Source organism: Mesorhizobium sp. GW821-FHT04C10, assembly GCF_059420305.1.
This window is the reverse complement of the sequence record NZ_JBWKTL010000002.1, coordinates 207699-230890: the sequence shown is the minus strand read 5'-3', so window position 1 is coordinate 230890 and position 23192 is coordinate 207699. Positions and strand designations below refer to the sequence as shown.

Annotated in this window: 21 protein-coding genes and 3 pseudogenes; 13 read left to right on the top strand and 11 right to left on the bottom strand. The window is 59.4% G+C overall.

The features are described 5' to 3' along the window. Window positions 1–206: 206 nt before the first annotated feature. From AC07UC_RS34620 to AC07UC_RS34595, 6 genes and pseudogenes are all read right to left on the bottom strand, one after another. Entirely contained in the window at window positions 207–776 is a 570-nt protein-coding gene (locus AC07UC_RS34620) for a P-loop nucleotide/nucleoside kinase family protein (RefSeq protein ID WP_494909232.1), read from the bottom strand. Between the two features lie 2 nt (window positions 777–778). Further along, window positions 779–1414 (bottom strand): annotated as a pseudogene (locus AC07UC_RS34615) (class II fructose-bisphosphate aldolase); the annotation flags it as partial. Window positions 1415–1560: 146 nt separating this feature from the next. Continuing rightward, entirely contained in the window at window positions 1561–1704 is a 144-nt protein-coding gene (locus AC07UC_RS34610; protein ID WP_494909231.1) for a hypothetical protein, read from the bottom strand. Between the two features lie 61 nt (window positions 1705–1765). Then, complete coding sequence (locus AC07UC_RS34605) at window positions 1766–2515, bottom strand: SDR family NAD(P)-dependent oxidoreductase (RefSeq protein WP_494909230.1); 750 nt, start codon at window positions 2513–2515, stop codon at window positions 1766–1768. 71 nt (window positions 2516–2586) lie between these two features. Then, on the bottom strand, window positions 2587–3552 hold the full coding sequence (locus tag AC07UC_RS34600; protein WP_494909229.1) for an ABC transporter substrate-binding protein: 966 nt from the start codon (window positions 3550–3552) through the stop codon (window positions 2587–2589). 23 nt (window positions 3553–3575) lie between these two features. Continuing rightward, window positions 3576–4355: an ABC transporter permease gene (locus AC07UC_RS34595; protein WP_494909228.1), complete on the bottom strand. Its 780-nt coding sequence runs from the start codon at window positions 4353–4355 to the stop codon at window positions 3576–3578. Between the two features lie 157 nt (window positions 4356–4512). Here AC07UC_RS34595 and AC07UC_RS34590 point away from each other — a divergent pair, with 157 nt between their 5' ends. Genes AC07UC_RS34590 through AC07UC_RS34580 form a run of 3 tightly spaced genes read left to right on the top strand, consistent with a single transcriptional unit; the run spans window position 4513 to window position 8681 of the window. Beyond that, window positions 4513–5943, top strand: coding sequence for an FAD-binding oxidoreductase (locus AC07UC_RS34590; RefSeq protein ID WP_494909227.1), 1431 nt, complete (start codon window positions 4513–4515; stop codon window positions 5941–5943). Further along, window positions 5933–6694, top strand: a complete 762-nt coding sequence (locus tag AC07UC_RS34585; protein WP_494909226.1) for an ABC transporter ATP-binding protein — start codon at window positions 5933–5935, stop codon at window positions 6692–6694. The genes AC07UC_RS34590 and AC07UC_RS34585 overlap by 11 nt, the downstream gene beginning before the upstream one ends. A gap of 4 nt (window positions 6695–6698) precedes the next feature. Continuing rightward, the gene (locus AC07UC_RS34580) at window positions 6699–8681 is read left to right on the top strand and encodes a hypothetical protein (RefSeq protein WP_494909225.1); all 1983 of its coding nucleotides are present in this window, start codon (window positions 6699–6701) and stop codon (window positions 8679–8681) included. Here AC07UC_RS34580 and AC07UC_RS34575 read toward each other — a convergent pair whose 3' ends face one another. Then, window positions 8682–9335, bottom strand: a complete 654-nt coding sequence (locus tag AC07UC_RS34575; RefSeq protein ID WP_494909224.1) for a GntR family transcriptional regulator — start codon at window positions 9333–9335, stop codon at window positions 8682–8684. Continuing rightward, complete coding sequence (locus AC07UC_RS34570; RefSeq protein ID WP_494909223.1) at window positions 9332–10000, bottom strand: GntR family transcriptional regulator; 669 nt, start codon at window positions 9998–10000, stop codon at window positions 9332–9334. The genes AC07UC_RS34575 and AC07UC_RS34570 overlap by 4 nt, the downstream gene beginning before the upstream one ends. A 160-nt stretch (window positions 10001–10160) precedes the next feature. On the opposite strand from AC07UC_RS34570, the gene AC07UC_RS34565 reads away from it, so the two are divergent. Next, complete coding sequence (locus AC07UC_RS34565; RefSeq protein ID WP_494909483.1) at window positions 10161–11099, top strand: dihydrodipicolinate synthase family protein; 939 nt, start codon at window positions 10161–10163, stop codon at window positions 11097–11099. A 413-nt stretch (window positions 11100–11512) separates the two neighbouring features. On the opposite strand, the pseudogene AC07UC_RS34560 reads toward AC07UC_RS34565, so the two are convergent. Then, window positions 11513–11659, bottom strand: a pseudogene (locus tag AC07UC_RS34560) (IS91 family transposase); the annotation flags it as partial. Window positions 11660–11864: 205 nt separating this feature from the next. Beyond that, window positions 11865–12089: pseudogene (locus AC07UC_RS34555) on the bottom strand (Tn3 family transposase); the annotation flags it as partial. 473 nt (window positions 12090–12562) lie between these two features. Between AC07UC_RS34555 and AC07UC_RS34550 the strand changes: the two are divergent. The 8 genes from AC07UC_RS34550 to AC07UC_RS34515 all read left to right on the top strand — a co-directional run bounded on the left by AC07UC_RS34550 (window position 12563) and on the right by AC07UC_RS34515 (window position 21488). Continuing rightward, window positions 12563–14110 carry an aldehyde dehydrogenase family protein gene (locus AC07UC_RS34550; protein ID WP_494909222.1) on the top strand — a complete coding sequence of 516 codons (1548 nt, stop codon included), beginning with the start codon at window positions 12563–12565 and terminating at the stop codon, window positions 14108–14110. Window positions 14111–14180: 70 nt separating this feature from the next. After that, complete coding sequence (locus AC07UC_RS34545; RefSeq protein ID WP_494909221.1) at window positions 14181–15497, top strand: aspartate aminotransferase family protein; 1317 nt, start codon at window positions 14181–14183, stop codon at window positions 15495–15497. A 37-nt stretch (window positions 15498–15534) separates the two neighbouring features. Beyond that, a complete protein-coding gene (locus tag AC07UC_RS34540) occupies window positions 15535–16683 on the top strand; it encodes an NAD(P)/FAD-dependent oxidoreductase (RefSeq protein WP_494909220.1) in 1149 nt (382 codons plus the stop codon). 172 nt (window positions 16684–16855) lie between these two features. Then, window positions 16856–17938, top strand: a complete 1083-nt coding sequence (locus AC07UC_RS34535) for an ABC transporter substrate-binding protein (RefSeq protein WP_494909219.1) — start codon at window positions 16856–16858, stop codon at window positions 17936–17938. A gap of 193 nt (window positions 17939–18131) precedes the next feature. Continuing rightward, window positions 18132–18839 carry an ABC transporter permease gene (locus AC07UC_RS34530; protein ID WP_494909218.1) on the top strand — a complete coding sequence of 236 codons (708 nt, stop codon included), beginning with the start codon at window positions 18132–18134 and terminating at the stop codon, window positions 18837–18839. Continuing rightward, a complete protein-coding gene (locus AC07UC_RS34525) occupies window positions 18836–19624 on the top strand; it encodes an ABC transporter permease (RefSeq protein ID WP_494909217.1) in 789 nt (262 codons plus the stop codon). The genes AC07UC_RS34530 and AC07UC_RS34525 overlap by 4 nt, the downstream gene beginning before the upstream one ends. After that, window positions 19621–20676, top strand: coding sequence for an ABC transporter ATP-binding protein (locus AC07UC_RS34520; protein ID WP_494909215.1), 1056 nt, complete (start codon window positions 19621–19623; stop codon window positions 20674–20676). The genes AC07UC_RS34525 and AC07UC_RS34520 overlap by 4 nt, the downstream gene beginning before the upstream one ends. A gap of 11 nt (window positions 20677–20687) precedes the next feature. Further along, on the top strand, window positions 20688–21488 hold the full coding sequence (locus AC07UC_RS34515; protein ID WP_494909214.1) for a creatininase: 801 nt from the start codon (window positions 20688–20690) through the stop codon (window positions 21486–21488). Here AC07UC_RS34515 and AC07UC_RS34510 read toward each other — a convergent pair. After that, window positions 21466–22365, bottom strand: a complete 900-nt coding sequence (locus tag AC07UC_RS34510) for a LysR family transcriptional regulator (RefSeq protein ID WP_494909213.1) — start codon at window positions 22363–22365, stop codon at window positions 21466–21468. The two genes, AC07UC_RS34515 and AC07UC_RS34510, sit on opposite strands and share 23 nt — an antisense overlap. 104 nt (window positions 22366–22469) lie before the next feature. Between AC07UC_RS34510 and AC07UC_RS34505 the strand changes: the two genes are divergently transcribed. Beyond that, window positions 22470–23186, top strand: coding sequence for an isochorismatase family protein (locus tag AC07UC_RS34505; RefSeq protein WP_494909212.1), 717 nt, complete (start codon window positions 22470–22472; stop codon window positions 23184–23186). Window positions 23187–23192 lie beyond the last annotated feature (6 nt).

Below are 23192 nucleotides of genomic sequence, written 5' to 3'. Positions count from 1 at the left end.
GTCCTGATCGCCCTCCGAGCACTGCTATCGGGCCCTCGCCATAGGCTCCGACATCATCCCATTCGAGATGACACTTGGCTTTGCCGGCCCTGCCCTTGCCCAGCAAGAGCAGGCGGCAACGGCGCGAATAGGTTGGGCGGTCAATAGGGTACCCGCCGAGTCGCCGCTCGTTGTTTTATCACCCCTTCAAATACTGTCGTCAGGTGTCAAGGTGACACCGGAGCTTTCGCGTGCCGCCCGACATAGTCGATGATCATGCCGACAACTGTTTCCAGCGACAGCGTCATGTCGACTTTCAGGTGTGGCACGTCGAGCGGCTCGAACTCTCCGTGGATCCGTTCCGCTTTTTGCGGCGTGCGTTGCGCACGCATATTGACAGCGTCCGACAGTCCGGCGGCCAAACGCTGCCGGATGATGTCGAGAGGCGCGTCGCAATGCACGACGTGCACGCGCGCATCATGGTCCACTGCCAGGGTCAGGATGCTGCGGACCTCTTGAGAGCGCGAGAAGGGCTTGCCGTCGATGATCAGGCAAGGTGGATGATGCCGGCTCAACAGATAACGAAGCACCTCGAGCAGGGTGTCGGTGCCAACCTGGTTCTGCTCAGGTGAATAGTCGAGATAGACGTCGGGAAAAATCGCATCGCGTATCAAATCCCGGCTCAATATCTGTCCGCCAAGGCGCGCGGCCAACTCGTTGGCCAACGTCGTCTTGCCGACGCTTGGCAAGCCGACCAGCAAGATGACGTTGGAAGTCGCCACGGTGGGCATATCCATCTTCACTCCGCGCGGTCGTCGCGCCGAACATGCGAATTCGGCGGTCGACCGCCTTTTCGGCAAGCTTGCGGGGACTCGGCGAGCGGCTCGCGCGTGTCGACCACCGGGTCGGCAACGCTGTAGGCTTTAATCAGCGCTTCGCGGAATCCGCCCTTGACCGCGGCGTCGATATTGATCTTCGCAATGCCTGCCTTGACAACGGCGGACACGGTTTCGGCCGGCACGCTGGTGCCGCTGTGAAGAACGAGCGGCATCTTCAGAGCCGCCGACAGTGCCTGGACCAGCGGCACGTCGATCGGCGCTCCGTTGCCGAGAACGCCTGATGTGTTGCCGATAGAAACGGCCAGGTAGTCGACACCAGCGTCCTTGATAAAGGCGACTGCTTCCTCGACCGTCGTCTTGCGTTCGATGACCTCGTCACCCTCCTCCGCAAGAGTCTCCCCAATCTGGGCTTCGACGCCGACGCCGTGGCGCCGCGCCAAGGCAACCACCTTGCGGACGAGTTCGACATTTTCGTCGTAGGATGCGCTCGACGCATCGATCATGACGGAGTCGAATCCCGCCTCGATGCACATCTTGACCGTCTCGTAGTTCGCGCCGTGGTCGAGATGCAGGATCAGGGGAACGGACGTGCGGCGGCGAGCCGCCTGCGCATTCCATGTCCGGCGATCAGAGGCGGTGAGATCGTAGCACGAGCGTCCATTTCTTTTCTCATTCGGCCATCATTGGCCCCCGGAGAAAACGCCGGTAGACGGTTGAGGGGCAGATTCCGGACAGGCAGCTTTCAGGCAACGACGGTGGGATAGCTGCCGTTGGTCTTGAAGCGCTCAGCGCGACCGCTTTCTACTCCATCTTGGCCATTGGCAGTTAAATTACGGAATAAAGCGGCCATTGTTCGGATGATAGCAATAGCGGTTTTGCGTGCCATCGTGACGTCAAAGTCTGCGTAGCAATCACCTGAAGCGCACACTCACGATAGATCGCTGATCTCATTTGATGCCGGCATGCAGATATCCGCCGTCAACATTCACGATCGTGCCGTTAATGAAGGTCGATGCGGGCGAAGCGAGGAACAGCGCTGCGCTGCAGATTTCTTCGAGCTTGCCGAAGCGGTCCATCGGCGTACGGTCGAGTGCCTGCTGCTTGCGGAGCGGGCTCATATTGCTCTCCGCCAGCGGCGTCATGAAATAGCCCGGCGAGATCGCGTTGACCCGGACGCCGCGGACTCCCCATTCTGCCGCGAGTGTCTTGGTAACACCGGCGACGCCATGTTTGCTGGCCGTGTATACAGCGGCGCGGGTGAAGCCGAGATGGGCGGCCATGGATGCGATGTTGATGATCGATCCAGAGCCGCGTTCCAGCATGCGCTTGCCGATCACGGTGCATGAGAAGAACACACTGCGCATGTTGACTTCCATGATCTCGTCATAGAGCTCGCAGGTGAATTCCTCGGCCGGACGCAGGCGCTGGATACCCTGCGCACAGACCAGTTGATCCGGCGTGCCGCAATCGGCGAGGAACGCGTCGAACTCAGCGCGGTTTGCCACATCGACCGAAATGCCCTTGCTGGCTGGGTTGATCGCCTTGAGCGCGGCAGTCGCTTCCTCAACCTTGGAGACGGTGCGCGCAGCGATCGTGACCTCAGCACCTTCGCGGGCGAAGCCTGCAGCGATGTGGTAGCCGAGGCCGCTCGAACCACCGATGACGAGTGCTGTCTGGCCGGCGAGTAAATTGCTCATGTTTCTCTTCCGTTGATCGATAATAGAAAGCGTCGGCCTATCGGCCGACGCTGAGAGTGCTTGGGAGGCACTTACTTCGCGAACTGATCGGTCCAGAAATCCGAAGCCTGCTTGTCCGTCTCCAGGTTCTGATACTTCTTCAGGAGGGCAAGGGTGTCTTCCCAGTCCTGTGCGACCATGACGCCGAGCGGCTTGCCCTTGCTGTGGGGGCTTTCGACCAACTTGTAGCCTGCCTCGAGCTGCGCCTTGGCCAGATCGACGTCGAGATCCGGCTTCATCTTCACGCCGGCAGCGATCGCGCCGTCTTCGTCATCCTTGGCGGCGGCGAAGCTCTCCTGCGTCGCCTCGACGAAGCGCTTCACGAGGTCCGGGTTCTCATCGATGGTCTTCTGGTTGGTCTGGATCGTCAGGCCGATCGTGTTGACGCCGAGTTCGGCATATGGAAAGTCGACGACTTCGGCACCCTTGCGCGGCAGCAGCAGCGACTGGTTGTCGAGGCCGGCGAGCATGCCGACGGCCTGTTTCTGCAGAACCGCGACCATCTTGGCGGCCGGGTCGAGACGCAAGATGTTGATCGCGTCGGGCGCCATGCCCTGTGATTCCAGCACGGCCGGCAGCAGGGCAAGGGGCGCTTCGCCGGTGTTGGCGGCGATCGTCTTGCCGGCCAGATCCTTGAAGCTCGTGATGTTCGCGTCCTTGCGGACGGCGATTGTGTACGGGCTGTGGTTGGTCAGCGACATGACGGCGCGGACCGGTGCACCTTTGAGCACGCCATTGATAATCGACGACGAGTCCGAGATGCCAAAGGTGTCGCCGCCGGCGCCGACGATCTGCACGGTGCTGGCCGATCCCTTGCCTTCGCCGATCGTCAGGTCGATGCCGTGCTTCTTGTAGATGCCCTTCTCGACGCCATAGTAGATCGGCGTATGGAAGCCGTAGATCGTGTAGTTCAGGCGCAGGGACACGACGTCGTCCGCGGACGCGATGCCGGTAAGGGCGAGAAGCCCGACAGCGGCTGCGGTAAGTGTCTTCAACATCAAGGTTTCCTCCGGTGTGATGTTTAGATGGTGGGAACGTCGCCCTGGGCGCGTCGACGCGACACGTGCCAAGGAATGGACATGCGTTCGATGAGCTCGACGACGCCGTAGAGCGCGAGGCCCATGATCGAAAGCACGATGATCGCGGCGAAGCTCATGGTGGTGTTGAGATCGCCATTGTAGCTCATGAGCAGATAGCCAAGACCGCGGTCCGACGCGACGAACTCGGCGACGATCGCAGCCGTAGAGGCCAGCACCGCTGCAACTTTGATGCCGCCAAACAGCGCAGGCAGCGCCTGCGGTAACTGAACCATGCGAAACGTTCGCAGGCGCCCGGCGCCGGTAGAGCGCGCCAGTTCCATGACTTCCGGCTCTATCGAACTGAAAGCTGTCATGGCGGCGACGACAACGGGGAAGAAGGACATCAGCCAGACAAGCAGGACCTTGGGCAGCATGCCGAAGCCGAACCAGATGATGAAAAGCGGCGCGACGGCGATCTTCGGAACGATCTGCAGCACGACCAGAAGGGGATAGAGAAGTGCGCGGCCGGTGGCGCTGAAGGCAATGGCGATCGCGATGACGAGGCCCGCAACGACGGCGACGAAAAAGCCAAGGACCATGGCCTGCGAGGTGTAGATCGCGGCCCATAGCAGCGTGTTCCAGTGACGCAGGCCACTGGTAACGATGACGCTCGGCGCTGGCATGATGTATTCCGGCACCGCGAAACCACGAACCATCAGTTCCCAGAATAGGAGGAAACCGATGATACCTGCTGCCGATTGCAGCGACCTCCAGCCAGCCATGTCCTCTCCTCGCCCTCTAAAAACCCGTCGCGACACTTTCGCTAACGACTAACATGTCAATAGTCAAATAATAATCTGCGCAACTATTGACGGTTCGCTCCGATAGCGAGAGAAAGACCCTGAAAAGAGCAATCGCCACACCAATGAGCACCGCAAAATGTCGTCATTGCCGTCCGAGATAGTCAAAACCTCCTTTGTGGATGAACTGCGCGCCGCAGTCGGCGCGATGGCATGTCTGACCGGCGCGGACATTCCCGCGCGAAATCTCCGTGACTGGAGCGGTGTCGCGCCACAGGCCCCTCTCGCGCTGGTGCGCCCGGATACGGTTGAAGGCGTCTCTGCCGCGATGCGCATTTGCGCTGAGCATGGTGTCGCCGTGGTACCGCAGGGCGGCATGACCGGCCTGTGCGGCGGCGCGGTCGCGACCGCCGACTCGGTGGCGATCTCGCTGGAGCGCCTCGCCGGTATCGACGAGATCGATCCCGCTGCTGCGACCATTACCGTCAAGGCCGGTACGATCCTTCAGACGATCCAGGAGGCCGTGTCTGACGCTGGCTTCTTCCTCGCGCTCGATCTCGGTGCGCGCGGATCCTGCACCATCGGCGGCAACCTTTCCACAAATGCCGGCGGCAACCGCGTCATCCGCTATGGCATGTCGCGCGAGATGGTGCTGGGCATCGAGGTCGTGCTGCCAGATGGCACGATCGTCACCAACCTCAACAAGATGATCAAGAACAACGCCGGCTACGATCTGAAGCAACTCTTCATCGGCGCGGAAGGCACCCTCGGCATTATCACACGCGCCGTCCTGCGCATGCTGCCAAAGCCGCGCTCCGTCTCGGCTGCGCTCTGCGCGGTGTCGAGCTTCCAGGGTGTTGTCGACCTCCTGAACGGAGCGCGCCAGGGCCTCGGGCCGATGATGTCGGCCTTCGAGGTCATGTGGCCGGATTACTGGTCGACAGTGATGGACCGCGTTGGCGGGTTCAGCGATCCGCTACCGGGCGATCATGCTGCTTACGTGCTGGTCGAGGCGCAGGGCGCGGATGATGCACTGGACAATGAGCGCTTCCAAGCCTGGCTGGAGGAGCAGGCCGAGAATGGTGTCGTTGCCGATGCGGTGGTCTCGCGTTCGCTTGCCGACGTGAAGTCATTCTGGGCGATCCGTGATGCATGCTCTGAATTCCCCAAGGTCTTTGGTGCTCACAAGCCGTTCGACGTCGGTTTGCCGATCGCGCAGGCCGACAATTTCGCGAAGACCTGCCGCAAGGAACTGGAAGCGCGCGTGCCGGGCGCTTTCGCCGTTTTCTACGGCCACATCGGCGATAGCAACCTGCACATTGTCGCGCATGCACCGAAGCACGACGAGTTCCCCGGCCATCTGATCGAGGAAGCGGTCTACACCGCCGTGCGGGCGTACGGCGGTACGATCTCTGCCGAACACGGCATCGGCACGGTCAAGAAACCCTATCTCTCCTATACGCGCAGCGAGCCGGAAATCGCGCTCATGCGCCAGCTAAAACAAGGACTGGATCCAGCCGGCCTCCTGAACCCCGGCAAGATCATCAGCGGAGGAAACAATGCGTCTTAATATCAATAAGGCCGCCAAGACCTTCGGGACCACACAGGCGCTTGCGCCCGTCGACCTGAAGATCGCGGATGGCGAGTTCATTGCCATCGTCGGCCCGTCCGGCTGCGGCAAGTCCACGCTGCTCCGCCTCGTCGCGGGCCTTATGGACGCATCCAGCGGCGAACTTCTGCTCAACGACAAACCGATCAACGGCCCTGTCACCGGGCTCGGCATCGTCTTCCAGCAGCCGGTGCTGCTTGACTGGCGCACCATTGTGGAGAATGTCCTTTTCCAGGTGGAGATGCGCGGCATCAATCCGGAAAAGTACCGCGCCCGCGCCATGGAATTGCTGGCGCAGATCGGGCTGACGGATTTCGCGAACAGCCGTCCGTATCAGCTTTCCGGCGGCATGAAGCAGCGAGCCGGCATTGCCCGTGCGCTCGTTCACGACCCGCGCCTGTTGTTGATGGATGAACCGTTCGGTGCGCTCGACGCGCTTACGCGCGAGCAGATCCGCGTCGATCTCGAAACGCTGTGGCTGCAAGACAAGATGACCGTGCTGTTCGTCACGCACAGCATCGACGAGGCTGTGCTGCTGGCTGACCGCGTCGTCGTGATGTCGCCGCGTCCGGGCCGTATCGACCGCATCATCGACGTGGATATTCCGCGTCCACGCGGACTGGCCGGTCGCCGTCATCCGGAGTTCCTGCGCATCGAGCACGAGATCACTGAGCTCTTCCTGTCCAGCGGTATCCTCGGAAAGGCGCACTGACCAAATGTCCAAGCCAGCCCATCTCGTCCAGAAGCGCTGGGAAGATGTCACGCCGATTTGGACCGGGCCGTCCTATGCGGATCGTGCGCTTCAATTCTCGGCCGATGTGAAGCGGGCTAGGCTCGGCAGCCGGCTGATCACCTGCGTCGATGTTCTGGATTGGGACGGTGATGGTGGCCGCGACGTGCTGATGTCCAACTGGGACGCCTGCTATGATGGTGGTGTTTTCCTGCGCCGGGAGATCGGCGTCCGCGATGATGGCACGCCGATCCTGGGGCAGGAAGAGCGCGTCGAAGGTGTGCATGGCTACGTCACCTCGGTACGCGACGGCGATGTCTTTCATCTGATCGCAACCTCCCGGTTGCGCCCGACGCTGCTCTTCTATCGCAACATCGGCACGCGCACCGAACCCCGCTTCGCCGAGGGCCTGGAGATCGCGCTCGACGTTGATTGGGTAAAGGGCGGCGAAGTTCTGCACATGGCCCGCTTCGCCGATATCGACTGCGACGGAAAGCCGGAACTGATCGTCGGCACGGATTACTGGCAAGACTATTTCCCGCATGGCCTGGAATGGAACGAGGAAGGCTATCGTGCCTTCGACGCCGCCGGCCGCTGGCTCGGCGGACCGCTGCGCGGCTTTGCCTACGTCTTCAAGAACGAGGGAACGCCGGCTGAACCGAAATTCGGTCGCGGCAAGGCGATCAGCGCCGGCAACAACGCGATGGAAGTCTACGGGCAGCTTTCGCTGGCCTTCGGCGATTTTCATGGGATCGGCCGCGTCGATCTTGTCGCCGGAGAGTTTCTCAACGTGCTGCATTATGCGCGCAATCGCGGCGAAGGCAGTTTCGACGCTGCAGATCTGCTGCGCGGCGCGGACGGCAAGCCGCTGCTGCTCGACCACTGTATCCACTTCCCGTGCGCGGTGGACTGGCGCGGTTCGGGCAAGCTCGACCTGCTGATCGGCGGCGAGGATGGTTATGTCCTGCTACTCGCCAACACCAGCGAAATCCGCGATGGCGCGCCGGTCTTCGCGCCGCCGGTTGCGCTGGAGACAGAAAGCCCGCAGATCCATGCCGGCGTGCTGCCCATGCCCTCGGTCTACGACTTCAAGGGCGAAGGGCGTCTCGACCTCGTCACCGGGACGTCTCAGGGCGAAATCCTCTTCTTTGAGAATGTCGGCACGCAGGCCGAGCCGCGGTTCGCTCGGGACGTGCCGTTGATTTCAGGCGGCGAGCGCATTCGCATCGCGGCTGGTGCGCCGGGATCGATCCAGGGTCCGTCGGAAGTCCGCTTCGGCTACACCTGCCCGGCTGTGTTCGACTGGGATTGCGACGGAAATCCAGACATCCTCGCAAGCGACGTGACCGGCTACCATCGCTTCTTCCGCAACGATGGCTCCGGCTCTTATCCACCACGCTTCGAGAAGGAGCAACTGCTCCAATTCGAGGGCAAGCCGCTGAGAACGGTCTGGCGCGTGCGCCCGACGATTACCGATTGGGAAGGCGTAGGGCGCGTCAGCTATGTCACGCTTGACGAGGAAGGCGTGCTTGCCTCCTACGATCGCGCCTCGCCGAACGAACTCGTCAACAAGACTGTGCTGCGCTGGGAAAATGGCGAACCAATCCGCTTCACCGAGGATATCGGCGGCGGCATGGGCCGGATGAAGTTGCATGCGTGCCGCTGGACGGGAAGCGACAGGATCGACCTGCTGGTCGGCACCCATGGCCGCGCGTCGATCCCTCCGGGGCCGACAGGCATGCCGCGTCACACGACCGGTCAGGCTGCTATTGTGCTGCTCCGCAACGTCGGCAACGGGCGGTTCGCCCAGCCGGTCGTGGTGAAGTACAAGGGCGAACCGATCCAGGCGGGCATGCATGAGATCGGCGTCGAAGCGGTCGATTGGAGGGGCGATGGCACGCTCGACATTCTAGTCGGCATCGAGGACGGTAGCGTCGTCTGGCTGCCGCGCGAAGATCTCAGTTGGTAATCATTCGGTTGTGAAGTCGGCCATCAGGGCGCGCTGGCGCGAGCTAGACAGATGGTCGTGCAGCGCGGCCACACTGGCCTCAATATCGCGGCAGCGCATCGCCTGGATGATCTTCAGATGTTCGTCAAGGGCAATCGGCAGGCGGTTCGCCGACAGACCGATGCGCGCACCGAGCACCATACGGATACGGATCGAGTTGACGCGATGGATTTCCCACATGATGCGGTTGTCCATCGCTTTCACCAGCACGTCGTGAAAGCCCCAGTCGGCCTTCTGGGCCTTGGCGAGCAACTCCGGCGTAACGCCTTTGCGCGCCTCTTCCTTGAAACCGTCGATCTCCGCTTCGAAGGCTGCAATGGTGCGATCCGTCGCGGAAGTTACGAACTCACGCATCGCCGCGGTTTCAACGACTTCGCGCACCGCAAAGGAATCGTGGATCATTTTCAGATCGATATCCGCGACCTGAAGACCTCGCTGGGCGATCGTCGTCACCAGCCCTTCCGCTTCAAGCCGTGGGATCATCTCCCGGATTGCCCCGAGCGACATGGACGTCATTTCGGCGAGTTCGCGCTGCGACAGGAGTTGGCCGGGCGTCAGCCTGCGATCCAGCAGATGCCGGGTGAATGCGTCATACGCCTGTTCGCGCAGTTTCATCGGCGCGCGTCCACATCCTGCCCGAGCGCCAGCGCCTTGGAGTTGCGCAGGTGGCGCTCAAGCGCTGCCATGGTCTGTGCGACGTCGCGCTTGGCCATGCCGTCTATGATCGCCATATGCTCGTTCATCACGCGCACCAGATTGGTGGCGGTAATGCGCAATTGCGGCTGGATCGCCATTCGGATCTTGATCGCGTTGACGCGATAGACTTCCGAGATCACTTCATTCTGGAGGAAATCGATCGCACGGTCGTGCAGTTCCCAATCGGTCTGCTGCGCACGCTCCAGCAATTCGTCGGAGACTTCGTCGGTGAGGTCGTCGAGGATCGCCTGATGCTGCTTGCGCATCTCAGCGATGGCTTCGTCGGATGTGTGCTCGATCAGAACAGAAAATGCTTCCTTCTCCAGTGCGACGCGCAGCTGGTAGGCATTTCTGATGAAGCTCGGGCTGACGCTGGCGATCTGCAAACCGCGCTGGCGCGTCGAGGTGAAGATGCCGTCTGCTTCCAGCCGTGGAATGGCTTCGCGCACCGAGCCGAGCGGCATTCCGCTGATTTCGACGAGTTCGCGCTGCGTGACGAACGCGCCGGGAATGAGCCGCCGGCGAACGATCGCATCGGTGATCTTTTCATAGACCTTTGCGCTGGGTTTCAGCGTGTTCAGCATCGACCTTCCCATTCCTCGCAGGGCTTCCGTCAGAGAATCTCTTGGCTGTATCCTGCTTACATACCCAAATGAAAATCAATGCCTATTTCAGAATTTGATGATTGACATGTTAGATTGCAATTATAATGAAGATCAGAATAATTATCCAACTCGAGGTACCATGGTGGCAAAGATCGTCAACGGAATCATACCAGTCATGCTCACGCCGTTCCTGGACAGCGGAGAGGTCGACTTCGCAGGGCTGCGAAAGCTGACCGACTGGTACCTCGACAACGGCGCGGACGCTCTTTTCGCCGTCTGTCAGTCAAGCGAGATGCAATTCCTCAGCCTTGAGGAGCGGGTCGCTGTCGGCAAGGCCGTAGTCGAGCATACGGTCGGTCGCGTGCCGGTGCTGGTGTCAGGCCATATCTCGGACGACATGGACGCCCAGATCGAGGAACTGAATGCCATGGCGCGCGTCGGCGCCGATGTCCTCATTCTCGTCACCAATCACCTCGATCCGTCGAATGCGGGGGACGATAAAGCGCTGGACTCGATCAAGCGCATTCTGGCCGCTCTGCCTGCCGATACCGTATTGGGTCTCTACGAGTGTCCGGCACCCTATCGCCGCCTTCTGACGGATGATGAATTGAAATTCTGCGCCGATACCGGCCGCTTCGTAGTCCTCAAGGATGTGTCCTGCGACCTCGATGTGTTGAAGCGCCGGAAGGCGCTGATCGCAGGCTCACCGCTGACGATCGTCAACGCCAATGCAGCTGTGGCGTTCGCTGCCATGAAAGCCGGGCTTGACGGATTCTGCGGCGTCATGACCAACCTTCATCCCGATCTCTACAAGTGGCTGCTGGGCAAGGCCTCGGATCCGGATGCTCTGTCAGAGGAGGTGGCGTCAATCCTGTCGATAGCCGCCATGTCCGAAGCTTATGGCTATCCGGCGCTGGCGAAACTTCACCATCAGCGCATCGGCACATTCGCTTCGATTCACTGCCGGGTGGACGCGGCGAATCTGCACGAACGCGTATGGGCCGTCAATCCGTTGCTCGACCACATCACATCCGCGACCGAATCCATACGGGCAAGGATCGCGAACGACGCCATCTGATCTACGTCTTCGTTCTGGAGGCCCGTTCAGGAAGCTTACATGCTCGAACTTCAGCGTCTTTGCCGGCAACGTCTGCTTTGAGGATGCTGTAAAACTGATCTCTACGACCGACATTCGGAAGGGTTTCGGGTGCCGTCAGGCGTACGAAAGTCTCTCATGTAGGAACCCGCGGGCCGCAGACGATTGCCCATGGGGATTTGTGCCTTGGGATATGCCAGCCCTATCGTGGACTTCCGCATAGGATGCGGTGGGCATGTCGTCGAAGCGGCTTCCGGGCCAAGTCGCAGAGCCTATAGAGTTGATTCCGACGGGATTGGTGTGCGTGACGATCGGCGCCACGGCAACGTGCACATAACATCCCGTTGACCGGTGCCAACGTGGCGCGGCCGTGTGGACAAACGGTCCATGCCGGGTCATGGAGCGTTCTCCCGGTTCGGCGCTCTTGAGGCAGGCGGTGCACGAGGCTGGCACCACCGTTCGAACCTCTCGATGACGATCATGCGTCCGCCGCAGCATGGGCACGGCGGGCGGGCGTCAGCCGGTTCTTCCGGAGTGTCGTCTCGGGCGGCGGAGGGACGTTCGTGCTTCGTTCGGCCTTAGCGTGTCTGTGGGAACAGCTCTTGTTCCGATCCCCGACAGATACCAGGCGACCAGTAGCGGATCTTGTGCTACCTTCGGCTCCAGGCTTGACGCCGTCGGCGGAACCGTCGTGGCACATGTAATTTCCGATCCGACAGGCGATGGCCGCCGCCTTCCTGTGCCAACCGGGAGTCTCAGCGACCGGAACCTTCCGGCAGATGCTGATCGCTATCCCATGTGTAGATGCCGGTCAGATTAATATGCTCCCAGCGGCGAGATGTGCTTGAGCAGGTAATCCGGAATCTCGCGACGCATTTTGCGCAAGTGGGTAACGGCCCGTTCGATATAGACCGTGTTCCAATGGACGATGGCGCTGACGACGAGGTTGAGGCCGGAGGCGCGGAAGGCTTGGCAATTCTCACGGAACTGACGAACGTGCGACGGGACGGCTTCGCATTAGTCGACCAGGAAGTTGAAATCGGGCTCCGTTCCGCTGCTCACCGTTCGGGGAAATGTGGTGGCTGCCGTGAATGTCGCGGTGCCAGCCACCTAGGTGGCGGCCACCGATCTGATTCCACTCTACCTTGAGCCGCTACGAGGTTTGCAAGCCGAGCTTCGTGCGGTTCTGCGATGAGGCTCTACCAAACCTTCCATGGAATAGTGTGTCGTCGCTGCGATCTGTACGCAAGGAGATATGGAATCGTCCGACGCTCACTGCCGACAAACGCGGCATCCTAAGCAATGAGCGCGGGCTAAACGGAGTCAGCTAGGAGACTGAAAGTTCCGAAAATCGGGATAAGTACCGATATTTGGAATTTCTTGATTGACATCCGGATTGGAGTTTGCCCAGATATTGGCATCGCTCCTAAATTCCGGAACCCGACATGACCCAAGCTCTACCGCGCGTTACCTATTCGAATATCGGCGTAGATTTTTCGCCCGTTCATGATCACTTGGACAGCCTGATCCCGGACTTCGAAAAGTCAGAGCTGTCGAAGCCGTGGAAGACCGAATTCGCGACAGGTGCCGTCGAAGATGTCGCCAGCCCGATCGACCCGGCACTTTCCCTTGGCAAGTTCCCGACATCCACGGACGCTGATGTCGACGCGGCGATCGCCGGCGCGCGCAAGGGCGCAAAGGTATGGAACCGCTCCTCCGTCAAGGAACGGCTCGATTTCGCTGTCCGCTGGAAGAAGGTTCTCGACGAAGAGAAGTATCGCCTCGGCTTGGCGGCTCTTTATGAAGTCGGCAAGTCTCGCATGGAGGCCATCGGCGAGGCCGAGGAAGCCGTCGACATGCTCGACTACTATCCGTCGGAGCTGGAGAACAATAAGGGCTATCGCCGCCCGATGAACGAGTTGGTGAAGAACGAGACGGCGGAGAGCGTGCTTCGCCCATATGGTGTCTTCGCCGTCATCGCTCCTTTCAATTTCCCGGTCGCCTTATCGATCGGAATGATAACCGGGGCGCTGCTCGGCGGGAACTCGGTCGTTTTCAAGCCGTCGCCAGCCTGCCAACTTACGGGTCTGCTGATCGCTGAGACGATCAAGAAGGCCGGTCTGCCAGATGGTGTCTTCAGCATTGTCCTCGGTGGCGCTAAAGTCGGTCAACGGCTCGCAACGAGCGATCGGGTGGATGGTGTCGCATTCACCGGATCTCATAAGACCGGAATGAGCATTTTCCGCCACATGGCCGTCCAGCCTTGGATGAAGCCAGTGATCGCGGAGATGGGCGGCAAGAACCCGGCATACGTAACCCGTAACGCCGATCTGGATCGCGCTGCACAGGGAGTGATCCGCTCCGCATTCGGCCTTCAGGGCCAGAAGTGCTCGGCATGCTCGGTCGTGTACGTCGATAACGCCGTGAAAGACGAGTTTATACAGCGGGCGAAGGCCTTCGCGGAGAAACTGGTTTTCGGCGACCCGCGCAAGCGGGAGACCTACATGGGGCCGCTGTACAACGACGGAACGGTCGGCCGCTTCAAATCTGCAATCCAGCAGGCGCAGACCGAGGGAAAAATCCATTTTGGTGGCAAGCCGATTGAAGGATTCCCATCCAATTACTTCGTTCCTGCCGTCGTGGAACTGGATGGCCCGGCGAACCTGACGCGCGATGAGCTGTTCATGCCGTTCGTCGTAGTGCGGGGAGTCGATAACCTTGAGGCAGGACTCTCTGAAGGAAACGACGTTTCATACGGTCTTGCAGCAGGCGTTTTCACGAAGGACGAAGGTGAACTTGAGTACTTCCTGAACAATGCCGAGGCTGGAGTTCTCTACGCGAACCGCGCCAGCGGGGCTACCACGGGCGCATGGCCTGGAGCCCAGCCATTCTGCGGCTGGAAGGGCACGGGTGTCAGCGGAAAAGGTGGCTTGGGTTGTTACTTCCTCCCGCAGTTCATGCGCGAGCAGAGCCATACCATCATGACGAAGTAATTCGATGAACCCGCAGCGGAGTGAAAGTTCCGCTGCGAACCCGTCTCCAATGCAACCGGAATCATTTTGAATGCCGACGTATCCAGAGTCCTGCCCGCGCTCTCAGCAGATGTTCGAGCGCGCCAAGAACGTCATGCCGGGAGGAAACACTCGGACGACAGTCTATATCGATCCGTTCCCGATCTACGCTGAGAAGGGTCACGGGTGTCGGGTCTGGGATGTCGACGGCAACGTCTACTTCGATTGCATCAACAACTTCACCGCAATGATCCACGGCTACTGCCATCCCGCCACGACAGCGGCCGTCTCGAATGTGCTTCCATTCGGTACGGCCTTCGGCGCACCGACGCAAAGTGAGATCGACCTCGCCGAGCTCTTGGTATCCCGGCTGCCTTCGGTTGAGCAGATAAGGTTCGCCAATTCCGGCACCGAAGCTGTCATGATGGCCATCAAGGCGGCTCGTGCGTTTACGGGACGATCGAAGATCGTAAAGATTGAAGGTGCCTACCACGGATCTTACGATTTCGCAGAGGTCAGTCTGGACAGCAGCCCGGAAAACTGGGGTGATCTACCGAAGTCCACGGCATATGCAAAGGGGACACCGCAAGGCGTACTCGACGACGTGATCGTCGTCCCATTCAACGATGCCGAGGCGATTTCGGCCGTGCTCAACGCACACGGACGTGAAATCGCTGGCATTCTGATTGATCCGATGCCCAACCGCGCGGGCTTGATTCCGGCGCGTAGAGAATATCTCGAGGCTCTGTTTAAAGTCTCCCGCGCCCAGGGTGCCTTGGTCATCTTCGACGAGGTCATCTCTTTCCGACTTGGCTATTCCGGTGCACAGGGCCTTTGGGATATGCGCCCTGATCTGACCGCTCTGGGAAAGGTGATCGGAGGTGGCTTCCCGGTTGGCGCAGTGGCCGGCAGCGCCGAAGTAATGAGCGTGTTCGATCCCACGAGAGGCAAGCCCGCCCTTCCTCATGGGGGTACGTTCACCGCAAATCCCGTCACGATGCGCGCTGGGCTGGCGACCATGAACTCTCTCGATAGCGATGCCTTAGCGCACTTGGACCGCATCGGTGAACAGCTCCGTGAAGGAACGAACGAGGCTCTGGCAAAGAACGGTCTGCAAGGACGTTGCGTTGGCCTGGGTTCGCTCTTCAAAGTCCATTTCACGGCGGGTGACATTTCGGACTACAGGTCCGTCTATCCGTCGGCTGCCGAAAAGAAGAAGCTAAACCAGTTTCACAAAGGTCTCCTCGATCGCGGCGTTCTGTCGGCCAGCTATGGTCTTTTTGCACTGTCCACGCCGATGACCGAAGGCGATACCGCGGAAATTCTCGCGGCTATCGATGACACCCTGAAGCAGATCGCAGCCGCCTGAAGTTAGCCGCGTTATCCACACAACCAGGTTCAGACAAATGCAAGCCTCTCCTCGCGTGGTCGTTATCGGAGCCGGAACGCTCGGTATGTGCTCCGCAATACACCTGATAAAGCTCGATGCGCACGTGACTGTGCTGGACGCGCAAGCGATCGCCTCGGGCTCGAGCGGTCGGTCGGTTGGCGTGATCGGGACCCAATTCACCGACCCCTTCCAGATACAGATCCGACGCCATTCGATGCGGCATTTTCGGGAATGGGAGGGCAAGGGTCTCAAGATTAACCGCGTGGGCTATCTGCGGCTCGCTCGCACAGACGCACAAATGGCATTGTTCGAGAAGTCGGTCGCGATGCAGGCCGACGCTGGTTTCCGGTCTAAACTGTATGTCGGCGATGAGCTACTCCAGCTCGTACCGCATATGAGCACCGACGGGCTGGCTGGAGGAATTTTCGGACCCGATGACGGCTTCGTGGATCCCCACGAGCTCTGCATGCTGCTGGCCGAAAAAGTGCGTGCAGCCGGGGGAATCGTGAAGCAGTTCTGCAAGGTGAAGGCTGTTTCACGAGTACCTGGCGGCTACCGCGTAAAGACATCGGCCGGACCGATAGATTGCGACTCCGTCGTTAACGCCGCGGGTGCCTGGGCACCGCAAGTGGCCGAGCTTTTCGGTCAGACACTACACGTTCGGCCAGAAAGGCACGAGGCAGTGACAATTCACCTCGACGAGCCGCTCGCCTACGTCATGCCGATGGTGATGGACCTCGTGAACGGCGAAGGGACGGGACTGAACTTTCGGCACGAAAAACCGGGCGAACTCATCGCCGAGATTCACAAGGTCGCCTCGCTGCTCCCGGAAAACCCTGATGCTTACAACGAGCTGTGCGAGGAAGAATCGAAGGTCAACCTGGCGGAGCTTCTTCTCGAGCGAGTTCCGGAATTGCCAGGTGCACGCTTGGGCCGAGGTTGGGCGGGTCTATATCCTATGACAGCCGACCATCGACCCTTCGTCGGGCCGATCGACCGTTCGGAGCCAGGCTTGATTACGGCAGCTGGAGCAGGTGGCTACGGGATCCAACTTTCCCCGGTAATTGGTCAGGTGGCTGCCGACTGGGCCGTTCACGGATCGCCGGTATCTGCTCCCGAGACAGAGCGTCTTTTGCCAACTGCAGAACGAAACATAGCCGCCTGATCAATTTTCCCTGCGAGCTGGTTTGCCGGGCCTTTAGCGGCACCTGCAACGCCGCCTCAGCGCGTGAGCCTGATGTTGGCCATGTCAGAAGCCAATTGACAGCGAGCTCGCACTTCCATACATTCCGTATATCGGCACAAAAGACCGAAAAACGGAACAAAAGAGAGGAACTATGAGGATCAAATCCGTTCTCGCCATGCTGATGAGCGCGTCTGTTGCAATCGTTGCACCATCGCTAGCCAGCTCCCAAGAGCTTAACGTGCTGCCTGCGGGGTCAACCCAAGAACTTAACGTATTGGCGTGGTGCGACCACACAGACCCAGCACTGCTCGACCCGTTCACTAAAGAAACCGGGATCAAGGTGAACGTTCGCGACTACGAGGGGACTGGAGCGGGCTTGGCTCTGCTTGATCAATCCCGCCCACAAGACTGGGATGTCTGGGTTCTGGATTCTCCCGCCATTCCGGAAGTCGCTCGCCTTGGTAAGCTTGCACCGCTGGACCCATCTGACTTCCCGCTCGCGGACATTCCCGAGAAGGTCCAGAACGCAGGTGTCCATGTCGTTGACGGCAAGTGGTACGGCATGCCTGAGAAATACGGCTATCATGGATTCGCCTTCAACAAGGATGTGGTAAAGGAAAGCGACCTCACCAGTCTGAAAGACATCCTGGCAGAGCGCTTCAAGGGGCGTGTAGCCGTATACAACTACTATCGTCCGATCATGGGGATGATTGCCGCTGGACTTGGCATCGATCCCGCCAAATTCAACGAACAGGATCTCGAGACCGTCAAGAAGTTCCTGATGGAACTGAAGCCAAACGTTTCGATAGTGTCGGATATCGTGACCTCACAGACCGCGCTCGCCACTGGTGATGCAGATGTCTTGCTGGGTGGTGGCGAGTACGCGATTGCTACCATCCTGCCCGAGCATCCGAACCTCGATTGGGTAATTCCCAAGGAGAACACCGTCCGGTACGAGCAATCGATCGCAGTTCTCGCCGGCAGCGAACACAAGGACGCTGCCAAGAAGTTCGTTCAGTATATCCTGTCGCCTGAAGGCCAAGCTCGTCTGGCGACCTCCTCCTGCTTCTGGGGCATGCCTGCGAACCGCAAGGCGACCCTGACACCAGAGCAGAAGACGGTTCTCCGATGGGATCAGCAGGACGAGTACCTGGCCAGAACGACTTCATACATCGCACCGACTGGTGAGCTGGCAGCGAAGGCAGAGGCCGTCTGGGCCGAGTTCATGCAGTAAATCAAGTGAGCCAGCCGCCAAATGGCTGGCTTCTTCTTTTCAACGCAGCGGGTGTCCAATGGACCGCAGTGAGAATTCTGCCGGGTGGCTCTTCGCGTCCCCTGCTCTCCTATTTCTGACAGCTTGCTTCTTCGTGCCCCTGGCAATCATGTGTGTGACGAGCCTCACTCCGATCCGCCTGACAGATTGGGGAATGTTCGAGAACTACGCCCGTTTCCTCAGGCAGGGTGCCTTGCTGTCCTCGCTTTGGAATTCGCTGCTGATCAGCGCGCTGGTTGCCATCGGTGCCGTCCTAGTCGGGTACGCCCTCGCCGCCGCCATAGTGTTCGGAGTTCCAGAGCGCTGGCAGCGAATGGTCTTGGTCCTGTTGTTGCTGCCCTTTTGGACGTCCTACGTCATACGCTCCTATGCATGGCTGCTCGTTCTCGCACCCAACGGCATAATCAATAACGTTCTGAAGACGCTCGGGCTGATAACGGCTCCGCTCCGCCTAAACTTTTCAATCTTCGCCACGGTAGTCGGCTTCGTTCATTTCTTTTCGATGTTGGCGGCGATCATCATCTATGCGGGACTTCGGCAGATCGATCGACGGGTACTCTTGGCAGCAGGAGATCTCGGCGCAGGAACGCTGATGAGCTGGAGCCGCATCGTGCTTCCGTTGAGCTTGCCATCGGTCGCCGTTGCCGCGTTTCTCGCCTTTGTCATGTGCATCGGTGACTACGTCACGCCACAGATCCTCGGTGGCAACGCCCGTCCCGTACTGCCGCAAGCCATTATGGAGCAGCTGAACAGGTCTAATGATCTTCCAATGGCAGCGGCTCTGGCCTTCGTACTCACCACAGTGGTCATGCTCGTTACAGCACTTTGCGTTCCAATATACCGTGCGAGGGTTCGCTCATGAGTGGGCGCAACGTTTCTACCGTAGCCGTGCTCACGATCGGCCTGGCATTCATCTACTTACCGATTGTCGTGCTCGGACTGTTCTCGTTTCACGATGGCCGGGCTGCGGTGCCACCGTTCTCAGGACCGACCCTCAAGTGGTACGCCGAAGTCCTGCACGACCCCAAGATCGTCAAAGCTGCTCTGAATTCGCTTTGGTTGGGCATCGCGTCCTCGGTCCTCTCCACTGTCCTCGGATTCCTGGCAGCATACGGACTAGGGCGCTACCGGGTATCCTGCGACGCGGCCTTGCGAGGCATTATCATGCTTCCAATGAACGTTTCGTACCTAGTCATAGGAATGGGGCTTTTGGTCTTGATACGCTGGGCGAGCTTTCCGCTCGGGCTCGCCGCCGCGTGCCTCGCGCATGTGGTGATGACGTTGCCGCTCTCCTTCGCAATCTGCCAAACGGCAATCACTCCCAGTCAGGTAAGGCTGGAGATGGCCGCCAAAGATTTAGGCGCTAGCCAGTGGATGATCCTGAGGCGGATTACGATCTGGCTCTGTTGGCCATCCATTCTCGCAGCGTTCTGCCTAGCGTTTACTCTCTCGTGGGACGAATTCATCATGACGTATCTGTTGACCAGGTTCGACGTGACCATCCCGATCTCGATCTGGGGAATGATGCGGACAGGACTAAACCCCGAAACCAATGCCTTGGGCGTGATGGTCTTTGTCGTATCGCTCGTCCTCTTCCTCACCTTCGAACTCGTCTACTTCCGCTCCGCGAAAGGACGCCTAACGTGACCTCATCGGAACTCTTCATCGACAACATAACGAAGACATACGGGGATGTCGTTGCGTTGCATCCGTTGTCGATGCGCATACTGAACGGGACGTATGTCGTCCTGCTCGGACCGTCGGGTTCGGGCAAGACGACCTTGCTGTCGATGCTGGGAGGGTTCGTTTCGCTTACATCAGGCTCGATCACCGTCGGGGGGCGAAACATAACAGGGTTGCCTCCAGCTCGGCGGCCTACCACGACCGTTTTCCAGGACTACGCACTGTTCCCGAACATGGACGTGAGTGCGAACGTCAGGTTCGGTCTGGATGCGAGGAAGATTGAAAGGACCGAGGCCCAGTCTCGATGTGAGGCGGTCCTCCGGTTGGTTGGGCTGGAGGGCTACGGATCGAGAGCGGTCGCCGCACTCTCGGGGGGCCAGCGCCAACGCGTCGCCCTCGCTCGCGCTTTGGCGGTTGAGCCGGAGATCCTGCTCCTCGATGAGCCGCTTGGCGCGTTGGATCTGCAACTTCGGCGTCAGATGCAGGACGAGCTCAAGCGTATCCAGACCCGGTCCGGGCGGACGTTTCTCCATGTGACCCATGATCAGGAAGAAGCGCTCGCCCTCGCCGACATAGTCGCGGTCATGAACAACGGACGGCTTGAGGATTTCGGACCGCCCGAAAGGCTCTACTCGCGGCCCGCGACAAGATTTTGCGCGACATTCCTGGGTGAGAGCAATCTGGTGGAGGGAATCGTCTCCGGCGGGGCAGATGGAGTGAATAAGATCGATACGCCATTCGGCAGTCTCTTTGCTATGGGCACGGAAGGGGCTGACAGCAAAGTCTGCGTCTGCATTCGCCCTGAGCGGCTTCGAGTAGCCAAGGCCGGGCAACCGTCGATCTCCGGACTCCAAGTCATAGAGACAGTTTTCCAAGGGACATTCGTCAGGGTTCGCGTTGCAAACGATCGCGGTGACCAGCTTCTGGCGAAGCTTCCGCCCGAGCAGGCACCTGCGCTAAAGGAAACGGTTTCGCTGTCGTACGAGCCAGAGCACGCAAGCTTGGTTCCGGCCTGAGGAGTACAATCTTGGCATATGAACTCGAAACGCTGAGCTGGACCGATTATCGAGACCTTCTGTCTTCGCGGGGTCCTGCAGTTCTGGTCCCGGTTGGCTCGATCGAGCAGCATGGTCCACATTTACCGCTGGCGACAGATACGCTGATTCCTGCCGCTTTGTGCCGTGCGGCCGCGGAACGTACGGGTTCAGTCGTAGCTGCGACGCTCAGCTACGGGGCAAGGTCGACACCAAGATCAGGGGGTGGCCAGCACTTCTGTGGAACCACGAGTCTTGATGCCGCCACGCTCATTCAACAGGTGCGGGATCTAGTGCGGGAGTTTGCCCGACACGGAGTGAAGGGGCTCGCATTCATTGCGGGACATATGGAGAATACCTGGGTTTTAAACGAAGCGTGCGAGCTTGCGCTTCGTGACTCCAAGTCATACGGTGTCGATGCACCTCAGATGATGTCGGTCGGTTACTGGGAGTTTCTCACCGCCGAGACGATCAGGAAGGTGTTTGGCGATACACCTCCCAACTGGCCTCTCGAGCATGCGGGAATTCTCGAGACATCCTTAATGCTGCATCTTTACCCGCAGCACGTCGCGATGAGCCGTCTCGAAGATCATCCGCCCATGAACCTTCCAGTGTATGACCTGTGGCCATACCGCGAAAATGACATTCCGGCAGATGGCATTTTGGACGGCGCGCGTAAGGCCAGTCCCGGACATGGCAAGATCTGTTTCGACGGCATCTTGAAGGGTCTCGTCGACGCTATCGAGAAGGAGTTCCCTCGGCCCGCGACACCTATGAGGCGAACGCAAGCCTAGATGTCTTCGCGACCACCTCCGTGAATTTCAGAGCAGCGCCCGATTGCCGCCAACGCGGCCAGATGGCTGTAATCTTCAACGGTGTCGTGGCCTCTCGAATTGGAATAACAACAGTGTCGGAACGCCGCACGGTGAAAGCGACATCAGTGTAGATACATGCTCCCATGCCGGCCGCGACGAGCCCGAACATGCTGTCCCTGGTCGGTGCCTCTTGCACCACGGAAGGAAGGAAGCCGTGCAACTGGCAAAACGCGTTCACCGCGTTGTTTAAGCTTTGCCATTCAACCTTCGTCCCTTGAACAAACGGGTCGTTTGCCAAATCCGTGATGCTAATCTGTTCCCGCCCTGCCAATGGGTGGCGAGAGGGGAGCACGGCCACGAGCCGTTGCTCGGCCACGACCGTGTTCACGATCTCGCGGTCGGAGTGCTCACCCACGACGAAGCCAACATCGATCCGCCCAGCATCGAGATCCAGCTTCTGTTTATGCGACCAGCCATAGGTGAACGTCACCTCGACCTCTGGGTGCTGTCTTCGAAACTCAGTGACGATCTTCGGTAGGAACGTCACGATGGCCAAGTCCATGTAGCCCACGGTGACTACGCCAGCGAAGCCAGACTGAATACGTTGCGCGGCGCGCCGTGCAGCATCGAGATCCGACAGAATTTTTTGGGCATGGCCGACGTATACCTTCCCCGCTTCGGAAAGCGTCACTTTGCGAGACGTTCTTTCGAACAGCCTGATGCCGAGTGACTCCTCGAGAGAGGCGATTTGTCGGCTTAACGCAGACTGCGAGATGTGCATGCGCTCGGCAGCCTTCGCAAAGTGCCCTTCTTCTGCCAACGCCAGAAGCAATGTCAGCTGTCGCTGTTCGATCATATCGATCCTTGCGCTAAGTGCATTCAATGTGCCGATATTAGCGTTAGATCATGCAATGATCGAGTTCTATCATCCAGCGACTTTAACCTGCGATCGGATAGGACATGTCGAAAAGCACTTCAGCTGGCCTTGCGAGCGTTGCGCGCATCACCCCGAAACTCGATCCCAAACGGACGGCCCTCATCCTAGTCGATTTCCAGAATGAGTGGTTTCACGAGGATGGAGCCTACGCCCGCACAGGATTCGACATCTCGCATATGACCAGAACCGTCGAGCCTACGGTTGCCTTGGTGAATTTCTGCCACGAGAACAAGATCGACGTTGTCTGCCTGACGTACGCTTGCCGTGGCCGTATTGACGGTGGTCCTGTTTTCGAAAAGCGACCTGCTCTGCGGGAAGACGGTGGCAAGGGACTGCGGGAAGGAAGCTTTGGCGTCGAGGTCATTCCCGAATTGCCGCTGTCTGCCGAAAAGTATGGCGACTGGTTTATCCAGCGCAAGCGTATGAGTGGCTTTTATCAGACAGGCCTTGAGCAGCTTCTGCGAGATCTTGGCAAGGACACGATCCTAGTCACCGGCGTTGCGACAGGTTCATGTTGCGAGTCGACGGCGCGTGATGCCAATTTCCGAAATTTCAATGCAGTCATGGTGCACGACTGCCTCGGGACGATCGGCGGAAAGACCCTTCATCCGATCACCAAGGAAGAACACTACGTAACAGCGGAAGAGATGCACTTCGCGTCACTCAGGAACTGCCAGATGATCGTCTGCGATGTGATGAGCAGCGACGAGTGCATGCAGGAGTTGAGTTCGGCTACGTAAATGCAG

Coding starts and splice junctions, on each gene's coding strand:
- AC07UC_RS34505 (WP_494909212.1), top strand. CDS start 22,470: ATGTCGAAAAGCACTTCAGCTGGCCTTGCGAGCGTTGCGCGCATCACC.
- AC07UC_RS34540 (WP_494909220.1), top strand. CDS start 15,535: ATGCAAGCCTCTCCTCGCGTGGTCGTTATCGGAGCCGGAACGCTCGGT.
- AC07UC_RS34525 (WP_494909217.1), top strand. CDS start 18,836: ATGAGTGGGCGCAACGTTTCTACCGTAGCCGTGCTCACGATCGGCCTG.
- AC07UC_RS34585 (WP_494909226.1), top strand. CDS start 5,933: ATGCGTCTTAATATCAATAAGGCCGCCAAGACCTTCGGGACCACACAG.
- AC07UC_RS34590 (WP_494909227.1), top strand. CDS start 4,513: ATGTCGTCATTGCCGTCCGAGATAGTCAAAACCTCCTTTGTGGATGAA.
- AC07UC_RS34510 (WP_494909213.1), bottom strand. CDS start 22,365: ATGATCGAACAGCGACAGCTGACATTGCTTCTGGCGTTGGCAGAAGAA.
- AC07UC_RS34605 (WP_494909230.1), bottom strand. CDS start 2,515: ATGAGCAATTTACTCGCCGGCCAGACAGCACTCGTCATCGGTGGTTCG.
- AC07UC_RS34550 (WP_494909222.1), top strand. CDS start 12,563: ATGACCCAAGCTCTACCGCGCGTTACCTATTCGAATATCGGCGTAGAT.
- AC07UC_RS34535 (WP_494909219.1), top strand. CDS start 16,856: ATGAGGATCAAATCCGTTCTCGCCATGCTGATGAGCGCGTCTGTTGCA.
- AC07UC_RS34600 (WP_494909229.1), bottom strand. CDS start 3,552: ATGTTGAAGACACTTACCGCAGCCGCTGTCGGGCTTCTCGCCCTTACC.
- AC07UC_RS34570 (WP_494909223.1), bottom strand. CDS start 10,000: ATGCTGAACACGCTGAAACCCAGCGCAAAGGTCTATGAAAAGATCACC.
- AC07UC_RS34575 (WP_494909224.1), bottom strand. CDS start 9,335: ATGAAACTGCGCGAACAGGCGTATGACGCATTCACCCGGCATCTGCTG.
- AC07UC_RS34580 (WP_494909225.1), top strand. CDS start 6,699: ATGTCCAAGCCAGCCCATCTCGTCCAGAAGCGCTGGGAAGATGTCACG.
- AC07UC_RS34595 (WP_494909228.1), bottom strand. CDS start 4,355: ATGGCTGGCTGGAGGTCGCTGCAATCGGCAGCAGGTATCATCGGTTTC.
- AC07UC_RS34565 (WP_494909483.1), top strand. CDS start 10,161: ATGGTGGCAAAGATCGTCAACGGAATCATACCAGTCATGCTCACGCCG.
- AC07UC_RS34620 (WP_494909232.1), bottom strand. CDS start 776: ATGGATATGCCCACCGTGGCGACTTCCAACGTCATCTTGCTGGTCGGC.
- AC07UC_RS34545 (WP_494909221.1), top strand. CDS start 14,181: ATGCCGACGTATCCAGAGTCCTGCCCGCGCTCTCAGCAGATGTTCGAG.
- AC07UC_RS34530 (WP_494909218.1), top strand. CDS start 18,132: ATGTTCGAGAACTACGCCCGTTTCCTCAGGCAGGGTGCCTTGCTGTCC.
- AC07UC_RS34610 (WP_494909231.1), bottom strand. CDS start 1,704: ATGGCACGCAAAACCGCTATTGCTATCATCCGAACAATGGCCGCTTTA.